This window comes from Streptomyces sp. HUAS MG56, assembly GCF_058673395.1.
In genome coordinates this window covers 8,974,359-8,988,974 of sequence record NZ_CM178722.1, presented here as the reverse complement: position 1 = coordinate 8,988,974, position 14,616 = coordinate 8,974,359, and the positions used below count along the sequence as shown (strand labels likewise).

The following is a 14,616-nucleotide window of genomic DNA, read 5'->3' as shown; positions in this document are numbered from 1 at the left end:
CGGCACGGGACTCACTTCAGCAACCGGGACAGCCTGCGGTCCGCCAGCGGCTTGCCGCCCGTCTGGCAGGTCGGGCAGTACTGGAGCGAGGAGTCGCTGAAGGAGACCTCGCGGACGGTGTCCCCGCACACCGGGCAGGGCTCGCCGGTACGGCCGTGGACGCGCAGCCCGCTCTTCTTCTCGGCCTTCAGGCGCCCGGCGGCAAGGCCCCGGGACCGCTCGACCGCCTCGGTGAGCGTGGTGCGCAGGGCCCCGTAGAGGTGGCGGGTCTCCTCCGGGGTGAGGGAGGAGGCGAGCTTGAACGGGGACATCTTCGCGGCGTGCAGGATCTCGTCGCTGTAGGCGTTGCCGACGCCCGCGATCAGGGACTGGTCGCGCAGGGCGCCCTTCAGCTGCCGCCGTTCGCCCGTGAGCAGGGCGGCGAAGCGCGCCTCGTCGAAGCCGTCGGCGAGCGGGTCGGGGCCGAGCCGGGCGATGCCCCCGACCTCGTGCGGGTCGCGCACGACGTACACCGCGAGGCGCTTTTGGGTGCCGGCCTCGGTGAGGTCGAAGCCCTCGCCGGTCTCCAGCGCGACGCGCAGCGCGAGCGGGCCCTTGCCCGGCTTGGGCGGACCGTCGGGGAGCCGGTCCCGCCACTGGAGCCAGCCCGCGCGGGCCAGATGGGTGACGAGGTGCAGGCCGGAGCTCCCCGCGAGGTCGAGGAACTTCCCGTGCCGGTGCACGGCGGTGATCCGGCTGCCCTCGAACGCGCCGACCGGTGGGTCGTACGTCTTCAGGACGCTGACGGCGACGGGCAGCACCCGCACGACCTCGTGGCCGACCAGGTGCTCGGTCAGGAAGTCCCTGAGCGCTTCCACTTCGGGCAGTTCCGGCATACGTCCAGGGTGCCATCCGGGGCCCGTGGGATCACATGTGCGCGGGCATCCGGAACTCGCACCACACCGCCTTGCCGCTGCCGCGTGCCTCCACGCCCCAGCTGTCGGCGAGCCGGTCCACGAGGAGCAGCCCGCGGCCGCAGACGCCGTCCTCGCCCGCGTCGCGGCGCCGTGGCAGGGCGCTGGAGGAGTCCTCGACCTCGATGCGCAGCCGGTGGTCGCCGTCGTCCAGCGCCCGCAGGGTGACGATCGCGGAGCCCTCGGTGTGCAGCAGGGCGTTGGTGATCAGCTCGTCGGCGGCCAGCTCGATCTCGTCGGACCGGTCCCGGACGCCCCAGGCGCGCACCGCGGCGCGGATCATGTGCCGGGCCTGGGCCAGCGCCTCCGGGCAGCCGGGGGCCACGTGCTGCTGGAGCCGCCCGCCGGCCCTCGGTGCCTCCGGGACGCGGCGGCGCAGCAGGAGCAGCGCCACGTCGTCGTCGCCGCCGCGCTCCTCGGCCAGCCGGATCAGCCGGTCGGCGAGGTCCCGCACGTCGTCCGGGCCCTCGCCGACGAGTCGGACGAGGCCGCGCATGCCGTCGTCGAGGTCGGCGCCGGGCCGCTCGACGAGGCCGTCGGTGCACAGCAGCAGGGTGTGCCCGGGGCCGAGTTCGAGGGTGGTGACGGAATACTCCAGCCGGCCGAACTCGGCGGACAGGCCGAGCGGCAGCCCGCCCTGGACCGGGACCCGGCGGCAGCTGCCGTCGCCGTCCCGGATCAGCGGGTCGATGTGCCCGGCGCGGACGACCTGGACGACGCCGGTGGCGAGGTCGGCCTCGGCGTACAGGCAGGTGGCGAAGCGGTCGGTGTCGAGTTCGTGCAGGAAGACCGAGGCGCGGGCCATCACGGTGGCCGGGGTGTGTCCCTCGGCGGCGTAGGCGCGCAGCACGATGCGCAGCTGGCCCATGACGGCCGCCGCGTGCGTGTCGTGCCCCTGGACATCGCCGATGACCGCGCCGACCCGTCCTCCGGGCAGCGGGATCAGGTCGTACCAGTCGCCGCCGACGTCCCGGCCGAGGGCGCCCCCGGCGGTGGCGGCACGGTAGCGCACGGCGATGTCGGCGCCGCGCACGCTGGGGATGGTGCGCGGCAGCATGGCCTGCTGGAGGCCCTGGGCGAGGTCCTTCTCCTGCTCGTAGAGCATGGCCCGCTGGAGGCTCTGCGCGATGCTGCTGCCGAGGGCGACCAGGACGGCGCGTTCCTCGGCGGAGAAGCCGCGCCGGTCGTCGTAGAGCAGACCCATCGCGCCGATGGGGCGGGCCTGGGCGATCAGCGGCAGATAGGCGGCCGAGGTGATGTGCAGGTCGGTGAGGTGCGGCCAGAGGATCGGGTAGCCCTCGGCGAACTCCTCGGGGGACTCGATGAACCGCGGCTGCAGCGTGCGCACGACCTCGCTCATCGGGTACGGCTCGTCGATGCGGTTCACCTTGTCGGCCGGGACGAAGCTGCCGACGGGAGCCTCGGCGACGAGCCGTATCCGGCCCGCCTCCACCAGCCCCATCACGAGGCTGGCCGCGCCGAGCCGGCGGATGCCGTGGGTGTCCTTGAGGACGTCGATGACGTCCCGGACGGTGCGGGCGTGGGCGAGGGCGGCGGAGACGGCCTGGACGACGCCGGCCTGCTGGCGGAACGCCTCGTCCTGGGCGGCGCGCAGGCTGCGGGCGGAGCTGTCGGCGAGTTCCTCGGTGGCGTCGCGGACGATGCCGACGACCCGGCGCGGGCGGCCGGTGGCGTCGCGGCGGATGTAGCCCTGGGTGCGGGTCCAGCGCGTGGTGCCGTCGCGGCGGCGGATGCGGAAGTAGGCGCCGTAGTTCTCGCTGCCGTCCTTGATGGCCCGGGCGACCACCGCGTCCAGCCGGGCGGCCTCCGGCGGCGGCACCCGGACGGCGAGCGACTCGGGGCGCCCGTCGTACTCCTCGGGCAGCAGGTCGAACACCTCGTGGGCCTGGGCGTCCATGTGGAACAGGCCCGTGTCCAGGTCCCAGTCGAACGTCCCCATGCGGTTGAGCGCCAGAATCGGGTCCGGGTGGGCGGGCCAGTCCTCCGGGAGTGACAGGGCACGCGCTCCCCGATCAGCCATGGGGACACCTTGCCAGCATTTACCGGATTCCTCGACCTGATCGGAGAGCTTTCGGGGCCTGTTCGGGCGGAGCGTGCCGCCGCTCACGCGCCGGGGCCGCCGGGCGGGCCGTCGTCGTGCCGCGGGTCGGGGTCGTCGGGTGTGTCCAGGGTGAGGCCGAGGGACGGCGAGGGCTGCGGGCTGACCAGCCCGGGGGCCGCGGTGGCCGGGCGGGTGGGCGCCCCGGTGCTCGACGGGGAACCGGGCAGCAGGCTGTACGACGGCGCGCCGACCGTCGGAGCGGTGCCGTCGTGGTCGGGGTCGGCCGGGGGCAGCGCGGTGGCCGAGGAGGCGGGGGCGGGGACGATCCGGTCGTGGGTGACGTCGCGGCCGATCCGGCGTGCGATCCAGGTGCGTGTCAGGACGTCGACGATCGTGATGCTGGTGACCGCGCGAGGGGCCGGGGTCACGGCGACGACCTGGTCCGGCCGGTAGTCGGGCCAGGCGAGGCCGCGGGCGCCGATGCCGCCGTGGCCCGGGGCGGGCGGCCCCAGCGGGTTGCCGCAGGCGCAGCGCAGCCGGGGCATGCCCCGGTCGTCGACGAGGACGGCGGTGCCGGCCTGGAGCACGGCCTGGTAGGCGGCGGCCTGCCCGTCGCGGTAGCCGTGCCCGGTGACCCGGGTGTCGGCGCGCAGCAGGACCGGGGCGAGGCCCCGCAGATAGCCGGGGAGGGCCGCCGCGGAGATCCCCTGCGCGCGGGCGAAGGCCCCGGCGCGGTCCCGGTCGGCCCTGAGATAGGCGATCTGCCGTTCGATGTCGCAGCCGGAGACGCGCGCGGTGCCGCCGTAGAGGCCGGGGGTCGCGCCGGACAGCGAGCGCACCGCCCGCAGGGGCAGGACGGCGAGCACGGCGGGCAGCACCGGCTGGGGGATCGCGGCTGCGGCCGGTCCGGTGACGCTCGCACCGGGGACGGTCGGCGCGGCGGGCACGGCAGGGACGACGACGGCGGGTGCGCGTGCGGGTGGGGCGGGAACGGCGCTCACCCCCGGGTCGGCACCGCCCGCACCCGCGGACGCGCTCGGACGGCCGCTGCCCGCGCCGGGAGACGTGGCCGGGCCGGTGGTCCCCGGCCGGGCCGGGGGGATCGGTTCGGTGACCGTGGAGGCGGTGAAGGGGTCGGGACCCTGGGCGGCGGCGGGCTGGAGGTAGACCTCCACGCCCACCTGGGCCACCTTGTCGCCCGGGCGGACGCAGCCCGCCATGACGAGCATGGCCGAGAGCGCCAGGGCCGTGACGATGGATCCGGCGGGTATCCGCACCGTACACTCCGCATCACTGTGGGTGACTTCCCTCTATTGTCTGCCTTGCACCCGTTTGGCTGGCAACTCGGGGGCGGTCATGATGGAGACGGCCCGCGGTGTGGCCGCGACGAAGGGCGCGCAGCCGTGAACTGGTTCACCGCTCCCGACTACGGGATGAGCCGGCTGGTCCTCCAGCGGGCTCTGGCCGGGCTGTACCTCGTCGCCTTCCTGACGGCGGCCCGGCAGTTCCGCGCCCTGCTGGGCGAGCGGGGCATGCTGCCGATCCCCCGCTTCGTGGCGCGGGCGCCGTTCCGGCAGGCGCCCGGCTTGTTCCAACTGCACTACTCGGACCGCTTCTTCGCGGGCTGCGCCTGGACGGGCTGCGCCGTGTCCGCGGCCCTGCTGGCCGGGGCGGACTCCCTGCTGCCGCTCTGGGCCGGGATCCTGCTGTGGCTGGTGCCCTGGGCGCTGTATCTGTCGATCGTCAACGTGGGCCAGACCTGGTACGCGTTCGGCTGGGAGTCGCTGCTGCTGGAGACGGGGTTCCTGGCCGCGTTCCTCGGCAACGACGCGGTGGCGCCGCCGGTCGTGGTGCTGTTCCTGCTGCGCTGGATCCTGTTCCGGGTGGAGTTCGGCGCCGGGCTGATCAAGATGCGGGGCGACGCCTGCTGGCGGAAGCTGACCTGCCTCTACTACCACCACGAGACCCAGCCGATGCCGGGCCCGCTGAGCTGGTTCTTCCACCACCTGCCGAAGCCCCTGCACCGGGCCGAGGTCGCCGCGAACCACGTCACCCAACTGGTCGTCCCGGTGCTGCTGTTCACCCCGCAGCCGGTCGCCTCGGCCGCCGCCGCGCTGATGATCGTCACCCAGCTGTGGCTGGTGCTGTCCGGCAACTTCTCCTGGCTGAACTGGATCACCATCGTGCTGGCCCTGTCGGCGCTCCGGCTCCCCGGCTCTCCGCCGTCCGCGCCCCCGGCTCCGCTCTGGTACGAGATCGTGGTGCTCGCGCTCGCCGCGCTGCTGCTCTTCCTGAGCTACCACCCGGTGACGAACATGATCTCGCGCCGCCAGGTCATGAACCGCTCCTTCGACCCGCTGCACCTGGTGAACACCTACGGCGCGTTCGGCAGCGTCAGCCGGATCCGTTACGAGGTGGTCGTCGAGGGCACGCTGGACGACGCACTGAGCGAGGACGCGGACTGGCGGGAGTACGAGTTCCGGGGCAAGCCCGGGGACGTGCGGCACTGGCCGCGCCAGTTCGCGCCCTACCATCTGCGGCTGGACTGGCTGATGTGGTTCGCGGCGCTGTCCCCCGCCTACGCGGGCGACTGGTTCGGCGCTCTGGTGGAGCGGCTGCTGGAGAACGACCGCGACACCCTGCGGCTGCTGCGCCGCTCCCCGTTCCCGCCGGACACCCCGCCCCGCTTCGTCCGGGCCCGTCTCTTCCGCTACCGCTACACCACGTGGCGGGAGCTGCGGGAGACGGGCGCGTGCTGGGAGCGGACGTATGTGCGCGAGTACCTGCCGCCCGTCCGGCTGGCCGAACCGGCTCAGAGGCCGTAGACGCGCCGGGCCGTGCCCTCGAACACGGCCGTGCGCTCCCACACACCGAGCCCTGCGGTCAATTCCCTTGCCGATTCCAGTACTTGGGCGTAGGTCGCCGACTGTGTGCACACCGGCCAGTCCGAGCCGTACATCACGCGCTCCGGCCCGAAGGCCGCCAGGGCGGTCTCGGCGTACGGGCGCAGGTCTGCCACGGTCCAGGTGGCGGGGTCGGCCTCGGTGACCAGGCCGGAGAGTTTGCAGAAGGTGTTGGGCAGGGCCGCGAGGGCGCGCAGGTGCGTGGCCCAGGGTTCGAGGGCGCCGGAGGCGATGGGCGGCTTGCCCACGTGGTCGAGGACGAAGGTGAGTCCGGGAGCCGACCGGGCGGCCTCGACGCAGGCCGGGAGCTGGTGGGGCAGGACGACGAGGTCATGGACGAGACCGGCGTCCGCGAGCGCGGCCAGGCCCCGGCGTACGTCCGCGCGCAGCAGCCACCGCGGGTCGGGTTCGCCCTGCACCTGGTGACGGATGCCCTTCAGGTGGGCGCCGCCCGGGAGCCGCCGCAGCCGGGCCAGTTCGTCGGCGATGTCCGGGCGGGTCAGGTCGGTCCAGCCGACGACCCCGGAGATCAGGTCGTGGCGGTCGGCCAGGGCCAGGAGCTCGGGGGTCTCCTCGGGCACGGTGACCGTCTGGACGAGGACGGTGCGGGTGACTCCGGCGGCGCTCGCCTCGGGTTCGAGGTCGGTGAGGGCGAAGTCCCGCCGCAGCGTGCTGTGTTCGGGGATCCAGTCCTGGTCCCGCACCGAGAGGTCCCAGACGTGGTGGTGGGCGTCGACGGTCACGGCAGCTCCCGGACGACGGGCAGCCCGGCGTCGGCGCCGCCCCGGGAGTCGTGCGCGACGTCGAGCAGTTCGGCCATGCGGGCCTGCCAGGCCACGTTGACGGGCAGCTGCTCCAGTTCGGCGAGCAGCCGGGCGCAGTCCTCGCATTCCAGCAGATGGAACAGGTCGGTCCCTCCCCCACGCTCGGCTTCGCTCGCGCGGGGGGACCCCCACCGCCAGATCGTCCACGAGGTGGCACCGGCGGCGCGGATGGCGGCGGTGAGCTCCTTCGGGACCTCGCGGTGGGCGGCCTCGTAGTCGGCGATCCGGTCACCGCGGACCTTGGTGTGCAGGGCGACTCTCATGACGGGCCCTCCTCTCGGGGCAGCGTGCCGGACTCCCGCAGCTCCGCCCAGAGCGCGGCGGGCACGTCGGCGGCGAACTGGTCGGCGCAGTCGTGCACTTCGGCCGCCGAGCGGGCGCCGACCAGGATGGAGGCGACGGCCGGGTGGGCGCCGGAGAAGGCGAGCGCGGCTGCCCGCAGGGTGGTGCCGTGCCGCTCGGCGACCGCCTTCAGGCGCCGGGCGCGCGCCAGCAGCTCGCCGGGCACCTGGGTGTAGTCGTACGTGGCTGTCGGCCTCGGGTCGGCCAGCAGGCCCGAGTTGAAGACGCCGCCGAGGACGACCGACACCCCGCGCTCGGCGGCCAGCGGGAGGAGTCCGGTGCCGGCGCTCTGGTCGAGCAGGGTGTACCGGCCCGCGCACAGGACCACGTCCACGTCGGTGTCGCGGACGAACCGGGTGAGCATCTCCGTCTGGTTCATGCCCGCGCCGATCGCGCCCACCATGCCCTCGGCGCGCAGCTTCTCCAGGGCCGGGTAGCCCTCGCGGAAGGCCTGTTCGGCGTGGTCGTCGGGGTCGTGCAGATAGACGACGTCGACGCGGTCCAGGCCGAGGCGGGTCAGGCTCGCCTCCAGGGAGCGGCGGACGCCGTCGGCGCTGAAGTCCCACACGCGGCGGTGGGTCGCGGGGACGGCGAAGCCGCTCGCGAGGTCGTCGCCGGTGGCGTCGGAGGGTTCGAGGAGCCGGCCGGCCTTGGTGGAGAGGGTGTAGTGGGTACGGTCGTACGCCCGCAGGGCCGCGCCGAGGCGGCGTTCGGACAGGCCGAGGCCGTAGTGCGGGGCCGTGTCGAAGTACCGGATGCCCCGCTGCCAGGCGGCCGTCACGGCCTGTTCCGCCTGCTCGTCGTCCAGCGGGGTGAAGAGGTTGCCGAGCGGCGCGGCACCGAGGCCGAGCGGGGTGACCGCGACGCCGCTGCGGCCCAGCGTGTTCACTGTCCCGCCGGGCGCAGCCGCAGGCCCTGCATGCCGCCGTCGACGGCGAGCGCGGTGCCGGTGGTGGCGCCGGACAGGGGGCCGGCCAAGTAGGCGATGGCGCCCGCGACTTCGGCAGTGGAGACGAGGCGGCCGGTGGGCTGGCGGGCCGCCAGGGCGGCGCGCTCGGCGGCCGGGTCGGGGGCGGCGTCCAGCAGCCTTCCGACCCATGGGGTGTCCACCGTACCGGGGTTGACGCAGTTGACGCGGATGCCCTCGCGGACGTGGTCGGCGGCCATGGCGAGGGTCAGGGAGTACACGGCGCCCTTGGTGGCGCTGTACAGGGCGCGTTGCGGGAGTCCGGCGGTGGCCGCGATGGAGCAGGTGTTGACGATCGCGGCGTGGGAGGAGCCGCGCAGATGCGGCAGGGCGGCGCGGGCGGTGCGCACCATGCCGAGGACGTTGACGTCGAAGACGCGGTGCCACTCGGTGTCGTCGTTGTCCTCGACCGTGCCCTGGGCGCCGATGCCGGCGTTGTTGACCAGGACGTCCAGCCCGCCGAGGTCCTCGGCGGCGCGCTCCACCGCGGTGCGCACCGAGGTGTCGTCGGTGACGTCGGCGCGGTACGCCAGGAGCGGCTTGTCGACGCCGGTGAGGTCCCGGTCGAGGACGGCGACCTGGGCGCCGCGGGCGGCGAGGAGGTCGGCGGTGGCCCGGCCGATGCCGGAGGCGCCGCCCGTGACCAGGGCCTTCAGACCCGCGAAGTCGCTCATGCGGCCTGTCCCTTCTGGGTGTCGGGGTCGGCGGCCCAGTAGGTGCCGCCGGGGTACGTGTAGCGTGCGACGGACTCCGGGCGCAGGGCGGCCGAGAAGCCGGGCCCGGTGGGCGCCGTGTAGTGGCCGTCGCGGATGACGACCGGGGTGACGAAGTGCTCGTGCAGGTGGTCGACGTACTCGACGACCCGGTCGTCGGTGGTGCCCGAGACGGCCAGGTAGTCGAACATCGAGAGGTGCTGGACGAGTTCGCACAGTCCGACGCCGCCCGCGTGCGGGCAGACGGGCACGCCGAACCTGGCGGCGAGCAGCAGGATCGCGAGGTTCTCGTTGACGCCGGCGACGCGCGCCGCGTCGATCTGGACGATGTCGAGGGCGCCGGCCTGGAGCAGCTGCTTGAACATGATCCGGTTGTGGACGTGTTCGCCGGTGGCGACCTTCACCGGCGCCACGGCGCGGCGGATCGCGGCGTGGCCGAGGACGTCGTCCGGGCTGGTGGGCTCCTCGATCCAGTACGGGCGGAACTCGGCGAGGGCCCGGGTCCAGCGGATCGCCTCGTCCACGTTCCAGCGCTGGTTGGCGTCGACGGCGAGCCGGATGTCGGGTCCGATCGCGGCGCGGGCGACCCGGCAGCGCCGGATGTCGTCGTCGAGGTCGGCGCCGACCTTCAGCTTGATCTGGGTGAAGCCGTCGGCGACGGCCTGCGCGGCGAGCCGGCCGAGCTTGTCGTCGTCGTAGCCGAGCCAGCCCGGGGAGGTGGTGTAGGCGGGAAAGCCGCGCTCCAGCAGCCTCGCCCGGCGCTCCGCGGCGCCTTCTCTCCCCCTTCTGAGCAGGTCGAGGGCCTCGTCGGGGGTGAGGGCGTCGGTGAGGTAGCGGAAGTCGATCTGGGCGACCAGCCATTCGGGCTCGGCGTCGGCGAGCAGTTGCCACAGCGGTTTGCCGGCCCGGCGGGCGGCGAGGTCCCAGACGGCGTTGACGACGGCCCCGACCGCCATGTGCATCACGCCCTTCTCGGGGCCGAGCCAGCGCAGCTGGCTGTCGCCGATCAGGTCCCGGAAGAGCGAGCCCGGGTCGGCGCACAGCTCGGCCACGTCCCGGCCGAGCACATGGTCGCGCAGCGCGTCGATCGCGGCGACCTGGACGTCGTTGCCCCGCCCGATGGTGAAGACGAATCCGTGTCCCTCGATCCCGTCGGCGGCGTCGGTGCGCAGCACGACGTAGGCCGCCGAGTAGTCGGGGTCCGGGTTCATCGCGTCGGAGCCGTCCAGCTCGCGCGAGGTGGGGAAGCGGATGTCGTGGGTGTCGACCGCGGTGACGCGGGCGGGGGCCTGGGACACTGAAGTCCTTTCGGTCGTCGGATGCGTGACGGTCCCTCGTCTGCGGCGGACGTCAGTCCTGGGCGCGGCCCGTCGTCACCCGGGCGATCATGAGGGCGACGAGGATGATGCCGCCGTAGATGGCCTGGATCCAGAACGAGGGGACCTGGGCGAGCGTGAGCAGGTTCTGTACGACGCCCAGCAGCAGGACGCCGGTCAGGGCGCCGAACATGGTGCCCTTGCCGCCGTCCAGGCTGATGCCGCCGATCACCGCGGCCGCGAACACGGTGAAGATCATGTTCTGGCCCTGGTTGGCGCTGATCGCGCCGACGTAGCCGGTCTGGAGCAGGCCGCCGATCGAGGCGAGGACGCCCGCGACGACGTACACGCCGAGCATGACGCGGTCCACGCGGACGCCGGCTGCGCGGGCGGCGTCCGCGTTGCCGCCGATCGCGTAGAGGGCGCGGCCGGTGCGGTGGTACTTGAGCAGGAACCCGGTGACGGCGAAGGCGACCGCGGCGAGCCACACGGACAGCGGGACGTTGAGGAAGGTGGTGGTGGCGAGCGAGTAGAAGCTGTCGGGCATGCCGAACAGGGTCTTGCCCTTGGTGGCGCCGACGAGCAGGCCGCGCAGCACGATGAGCATCGCGAGGGTGACGATGAAGGCGTTGAGCCGGAGCTTGACGACGAGGACGCCGTTGAAGGCACCGATGGCCGCGCCGACCACGGGGATCGCGAGGAGGGCGAGCGCGGTCGGCCATGCGGTGCCCCAGCCGGACTGGGCGGCGGGCAGCACCAGCAGGGCGCCGACGGCCGGGGCGATGCCGACCACGGACTCCAGCGACAGGTCGAACTTGCCGGTGATCAGGACGAGCGACTCGGCGAGCACGACCATCGCGAGCGCGGCGGAGGCGCCGAGGACCGAGATCAGGTTGCGCTCGGTCAGGAAGGAGTCGTTGACCATGGCGCCGAGCACCATGAGCAGCAACAGCGCGGGGACGAGGGCGAGTTCGCGGGCCCGGCGCAGCAGCACGGTGCGGGCCGACCGCGCGTCCGGGGTCTTGCTCGGCGCGAGCGGCGGGGCCGCCCGGGTCTCAGCCATGGTCAACTCCTTCGATGGAGGCGATCAGCTCGTGGTCGCGCCAGCCGGCCGGGTGCTCGGCGACGACCCGGCCGTGGAAGAGGACGAGGACGCGGTCGCAGCGGCGCAGGTCGTCGAGTTCGTCGGAGACGACGAGGACGGCGGTGCCGTCGTCACGGGCGTCGTCCATGCGCGCGAGCAGCGACTCCTTGGACTTCACGTCGACGCCGGCGGTGGGGTTGATCAGGATCAGCAGGCGGGGGTCGCAGGCGAGGGCGCGGGCCATGACGACCTTCTGCGCGTTGCCGCCGGAGAGGTCGGACACGGGCTGGTCGGGGCCCTCGGTGTGGATGTCGAGGCGGTCGATCAGGTCGGCGGCGAAGCGGCGCCGCCGGTCGGTGGCGACGAACCCGGCCCGGCCGAGCCGGTCCAGCACGCCGAGCGTGGCGTTGTCGCCGATGCTCATGCCGGACACCAGTCCCTGTTCGTGCCGGTCGCGCGGGACGCAGCCGATCCCGGCCCGCAGGGCGGCCCGTACGTCGCCGAACGGCAGCCGCTCGCCGTCCAGTCGGGCGGTGCCGCCGGTCGGGGTGTGCAACCCGGCGAAGGACTCGGCCAGTTCGGTCTTGCCGCTGCCGCTGGAGCCGGCGAGTCCGACGACCTCGCCGCGCCGCACGGTGAGGTCGACGTCGTCGTACGCCGGTGAGGAAAGTCCACTCGCCTCCAGCAGGACCGGGGCGCTCTCCCCGGCCCGCCGCCGCGGTACGGCCTGTTCGGCGACGGACTCCCCCGCCATGGCCTCCACCAGGGCCGCCTTCGGCAGGTCGGCGACCGGGGCGGTGGTGATCCAGCGGGCGTCGCGCAGCACGGTGACGGTCTGGCAGACCTCGTACACCTCCTGAAGGTGGTGCGAGATGAACAGGAAGGTGACGCCGGAGTCCTGGAGGGAGCGCATGCGGGTGAAGAGCCGTTCGATCTCCCGGTTGTCGAGCTGGGCGGTGGGCTCGTCCAGCACGATGAACCGGGCGCCGAGGCTCAACGCCCGTGCGATCTCGACCATTTGGCGGTCCTCGACCCGGAGGTCGGCGGTGCGGGCCTCCGGGTCGACGTGCACGTCCCAGGTGCCGAGCAGTTCGGCGGCCTCGCGGCGCAGCCGGCGCCAGCTGATGAGGCCGCGGCCGGTGGGCTGCCGGTTGAGGAACAGGTTCTCGGCGACGGTCAGTTCCGGGACGACCGTCGGCTTCTGGTAGACGCAGGCGACCCTGCGGCGCCAGGCGTCCCGGTCGGCGAGGGCGGGCGCGGGCCGGCCGTCGAAGCGGACGGTGCCCTCGTCCGGGGCCTGGAGTCCGGTGAGGACGCCCACCAGGGTGGACTTGCCTGCGCCGTTGCGGCCGACGAGGGCGTGGGACTCGCCGGCCACGACGGTGAGGCGGCCGTCGGCGAGGGCGACGGTGGGGCCGTACCGTTTGACGATGCCCTCCGCTTGCACCAATGGCGTGGTCATTTGACGGTGTTGCCCCACAGCGCGGGGTCGTCGACGTTCGCCTTGGTGACCAGCGGCGCGGGCAGTTGGTCCTCCAGGATGCCGCTGGGCAGTCTGACGATCGTGGAGCCGTGGTCGGTGGGTCCGGGCCGGAACGTCTTCCCGGCCATGGCCGCCTTGATGTAGTACAGGCCGTAGCGGGCGTAGGCGTCGGCGGGCTGGGAGACCGTGGCGTCGATCTGGCCCTTGCGGATGGCGTCGAACTCCTGCGGGATGCCGTCGTTGGAGACGATGGTGATGTGGTCCTGCTGCCCGGCGGTCCTGAGCATGTTCTTGGACTTCAGTGTCTGCAGGGTCGGCGCGAGGTAGACGCCGCCGGCCTGGAGGTAGATGCCCTTGATGTCGGGGTTGGCGTTCAGCAGGGTGTCGAGCTTGGCGGCGGCGGTGTCGGACTCCCACTTGGCGGGGATCTCCAGCACCTTGAGCTTCGGGTACTTCTTCCGCACGCAGGTCCGGAAGGCCTCGGAGCGGTCGCGGCCGTTGACCGAGGCGAGGTCGCCCATGATCTGCACGACCTTGCCGCTGCTCACATGCTGTCCGAGGTAGTCGCAGGCCTTCGTGCCGTAGGCGACGTTGTCGGCGCGCACCACCATGGCGACCTTGCCCTTGTCGGGCGCGACGTCCACGGCGACCACGGGGACGCCCCTGCGCTCGGCCTGGTCGAGCCCGGCCTGGACGGCGGCGCTGTCCAGCGGGGCGACCACCAACCCCTTGACGCCCTGGGTGAGTTCGTTGCCGATGTCGGTGATCTGCTGCGAGGGGTCGCTGTTGGAGTTGACGGTCTTCAGCACCTGGACGCCCTCGGACCTCGCCATCTTGGGCACGTAGTCGTTGTACGACTGCCAGAACGGCGAGGTCAGCAGCGGCAGGATCACGCCGACCTTGCCGGTGCCCCCGCCGCCCGCGCCGGCGGTGTCCTTGGTGCTGCCGCAGGCGGCGAGCATGAGCGAGGCGCCGGCGGCCAGGGCCGCCACGCCGATGATCCGTGACCGCTTGCGCTTCCTCACTGTGCTGGCGGGCATCTCGCGGCTCCTCGTTGAGGGTGTTCGAGCAGACGCCGCATACTTATCAGACCAATGAGCCGAGTCAACACCCTCGTGCACGGAGAATTCGAGGATTTCGGCCGTAGTGGTCGGACCACTCGGCTGGTTAGACTGCGGCGCACCGGGGGGGAAGGAGGAGCGGCATGGACGAGGAAGAGGTGCCGCAGAAGGGCACGGTGACCCAGCGCGCCATCGAGGAGATCAAGGCGTTGATCGCCGAGGGCCGGCTGGAGCCGGGCCAGCGGCTGCCCACGGAGCGGGATCTCGCGGCCCGGCTGGGGATCTCGCGCAGCTCGATGCGGGAGGCCATCCGCGCGCTGACGGTGCTGGGCGTCCTGGAGGCCCGGCACGGCTCCGGCATCTACGTCACCGCGCTGGAGGCCGGCGATCTGCTGGAGACCTTCGGGGTCGTCGCCGACCTGTCCCGGGGGCCGCGGCTGGTGGAGCTGCTGGAGGTGCGGCGGATCCTGGAGTCGACGGCGACGGCACTCGCGGCCGCGCGCATCACCGACAGCCAACTCGCCTCCGTCGAGAAGCACTTGACGGCGATGAACGCCACCGACGACCCCGAGGAGATCCTCGCCCACGACCTCGCCTTCCACCGCGAGATCGCCGCGGCGGCGGGCAACGAGACGATGGCCGCGATCCTGGAGGGGCTGTCGTCGCGCACCTTCCGGGCCCGGGTGTGGCGGGGCTACCAGGAGGAGGGCGCGTTCGCGCGCACCCGGCGCGAGCATGCCGCCATCCACCGGGCCCTCGCCGCCCGGGACCCGGAGGCCGCGAGGGCCGCCGCGGCGGCCCATGTCGGCGAGGTGGAGGAGTGGCTGCGGGCCCAGCTCGGGGGCTGAGCGCCCCGCTGGAAGTACCGCGATGGGCCGTCGTTCGTCTGCGGCGCCGTCGTGGCTGGT

General features: G+C 73.3%; 13 protein-coding genes. 2 read left to right on the top strand and 11 right to left on the bottom strand.

Annotated features, from left to right (window positions below):
• Positions 1-11 precede the first annotated feature (11 nt).
• The 3 genes from AC4OXY_RS41525 to AC4OXY_RS41515 all read right to left on the bottom strand — a co-directional run bounded on the left by AC4OXY_RS41525 (position 12) and on the right by AC4OXY_RS41515 (position 4,292).
• On the bottom strand, positions 12-875 hold the full coding sequence (locus AC4OXY_RS41525; protein ID WP_491992302.1) for an Fpg/Nei family DNA glycosylase: 864 nt from the start codon (positions 873-875) through the stop codon (positions 12-14).
• A 31-nt stretch (positions 876-906) separates the two neighbouring features.
• The gene (locus tag AC4OXY_RS41520) at positions 907-2,994 is read right to left on the bottom strand and encodes a SpoIIE family protein phosphatase (protein WP_491992301.1); all 2,088 of its coding nucleotides are present in this window, start codon (positions 2,992-2,994) and stop codon (positions 907-909) included.
• A gap of 83 nt (positions 2,995-3,077) precedes the next feature.
• Complete coding sequence (locus AC4OXY_RS41515) at positions 3,078-4,292, bottom strand: DUF6777 domain-containing protein (protein ID WP_491992300.1); 1,215 nt, start codon at positions 4,290-4,292, stop codon at positions 3,078-3,080.
• A gap of 126 nt (positions 4,293-4,418) precedes the next feature.
• On the opposite strand from AC4OXY_RS41515, the gene AC4OXY_RS41510 reads away from it, so the two are divergent.
• Positions 4,419-5,840, top strand: coding sequence for a lipase maturation factor family protein (locus AC4OXY_RS41510; protein WP_356033927.1), 1,422 nt, complete (start codon positions 4,419-4,421; stop codon positions 5,838-5,840).
• Here AC4OXY_RS41510 and AC4OXY_RS41505 read toward each other — a convergent pair.
• Genes AC4OXY_RS41505 through AC4OXY_RS41470 form a run of 8 tightly spaced genes read right to left on the bottom strand, consistent with a single transcriptional unit; the run spans position 5,828 to position 13,687 of the window.
• Positions 5,828-6,661: an amidohydrolase family protein gene (locus tag AC4OXY_RS41505; protein WP_491992299.1), complete on the bottom strand. Its 834-nt coding sequence runs from the start codon at positions 6,659-6,661 to the stop codon at positions 5,828-5,830. The genes AC4OXY_RS41510 and AC4OXY_RS41505 overlap by 13 nt on opposite strands.
• Positions 6,658-7,005, bottom strand: a complete 348-nt coding sequence (locus AC4OXY_RS41500) for an L-rhamnose mutarotase (RefSeq protein WP_402063571.1) — start codon at positions 7,003-7,005, stop codon at positions 6,658-6,660. The genes AC4OXY_RS41505 and AC4OXY_RS41500 overlap by 4 nt, the downstream gene beginning before the upstream one ends.
• On the bottom strand, positions 7,002-7,973 hold the full coding sequence (locus AC4OXY_RS41495) for an aldo/keto reductase (protein WP_491992298.1): 972 nt from the start codon (positions 7,971-7,973) through the stop codon (positions 7,002-7,004). The genes AC4OXY_RS41500 and AC4OXY_RS41495 overlap by 4 nt, the downstream gene beginning before the upstream one ends.
• Positions 7,970-8,725 carry an SDR family NAD(P)-dependent oxidoreductase gene (locus AC4OXY_RS41490; RefSeq protein ID WP_491992297.1) on the bottom strand — a complete coding sequence of 252 codons (756 nt, stop codon included), beginning with the start codon at positions 8,723-8,725 and terminating at the stop codon, positions 7,970-7,972. Before AC4OXY_RS41490 ends, AC4OXY_RS41495 begins: the two co-directional genes overlap by 4 nt.
• Positions 8,722-10,062, bottom strand: coding sequence for an L-fuconate dehydratase (locus AC4OXY_RS41485; RefSeq protein WP_362819369.1), 1,341 nt, complete (start codon positions 10,060-10,062; stop codon positions 8,722-8,724). Before AC4OXY_RS41485 ends, AC4OXY_RS41490 begins: the two co-directional genes overlap by 4 nt.
• 52 nt (positions 10,063-10,114) lie before the next feature.
• Positions 10,115-11,143, bottom strand: coding sequence for an ABC transporter permease (locus AC4OXY_RS41480; protein WP_356033911.1), 1,029 nt, complete (start codon positions 11,141-11,143; stop codon positions 10,115-10,117).
• A complete protein-coding gene (locus AC4OXY_RS41475; protein WP_491992296.1) occupies positions 11,136-12,626 on the bottom strand; it encodes a sugar ABC transporter ATP-binding protein in 1,491 nt (496 codons plus the stop codon). The genes AC4OXY_RS41480 and AC4OXY_RS41475 overlap by 8 nt, the downstream gene beginning before the upstream one ends.
• Positions 12,623-13,687 (bottom strand): sugar ABC transporter substrate-binding protein, encoded by a 1,065-nt coding sequence (locus tag AC4OXY_RS41470; RefSeq protein WP_491992295.1) that lies wholly within the window; start codon positions 13,685-13,687, stop codon positions 12,623-12,625. Before AC4OXY_RS41470 ends, AC4OXY_RS41475 begins: the two co-directional genes overlap by 4 nt.
• Before the next feature lie 164 nt (positions 13,688-13,851).
• Between AC4OXY_RS41470 and AC4OXY_RS41465 the strand changes: the two genes are divergently transcribed.
• A complete protein-coding gene (locus tag AC4OXY_RS41465; protein ID WP_356033903.1) occupies positions 13,852-14,556 on the top strand; it encodes a FadR/GntR family transcriptional regulator in 705 nt (234 codons plus the stop codon).
• The last annotated feature ends 60 nt before the right edge of the window (positions 14,557-14,616 follow it).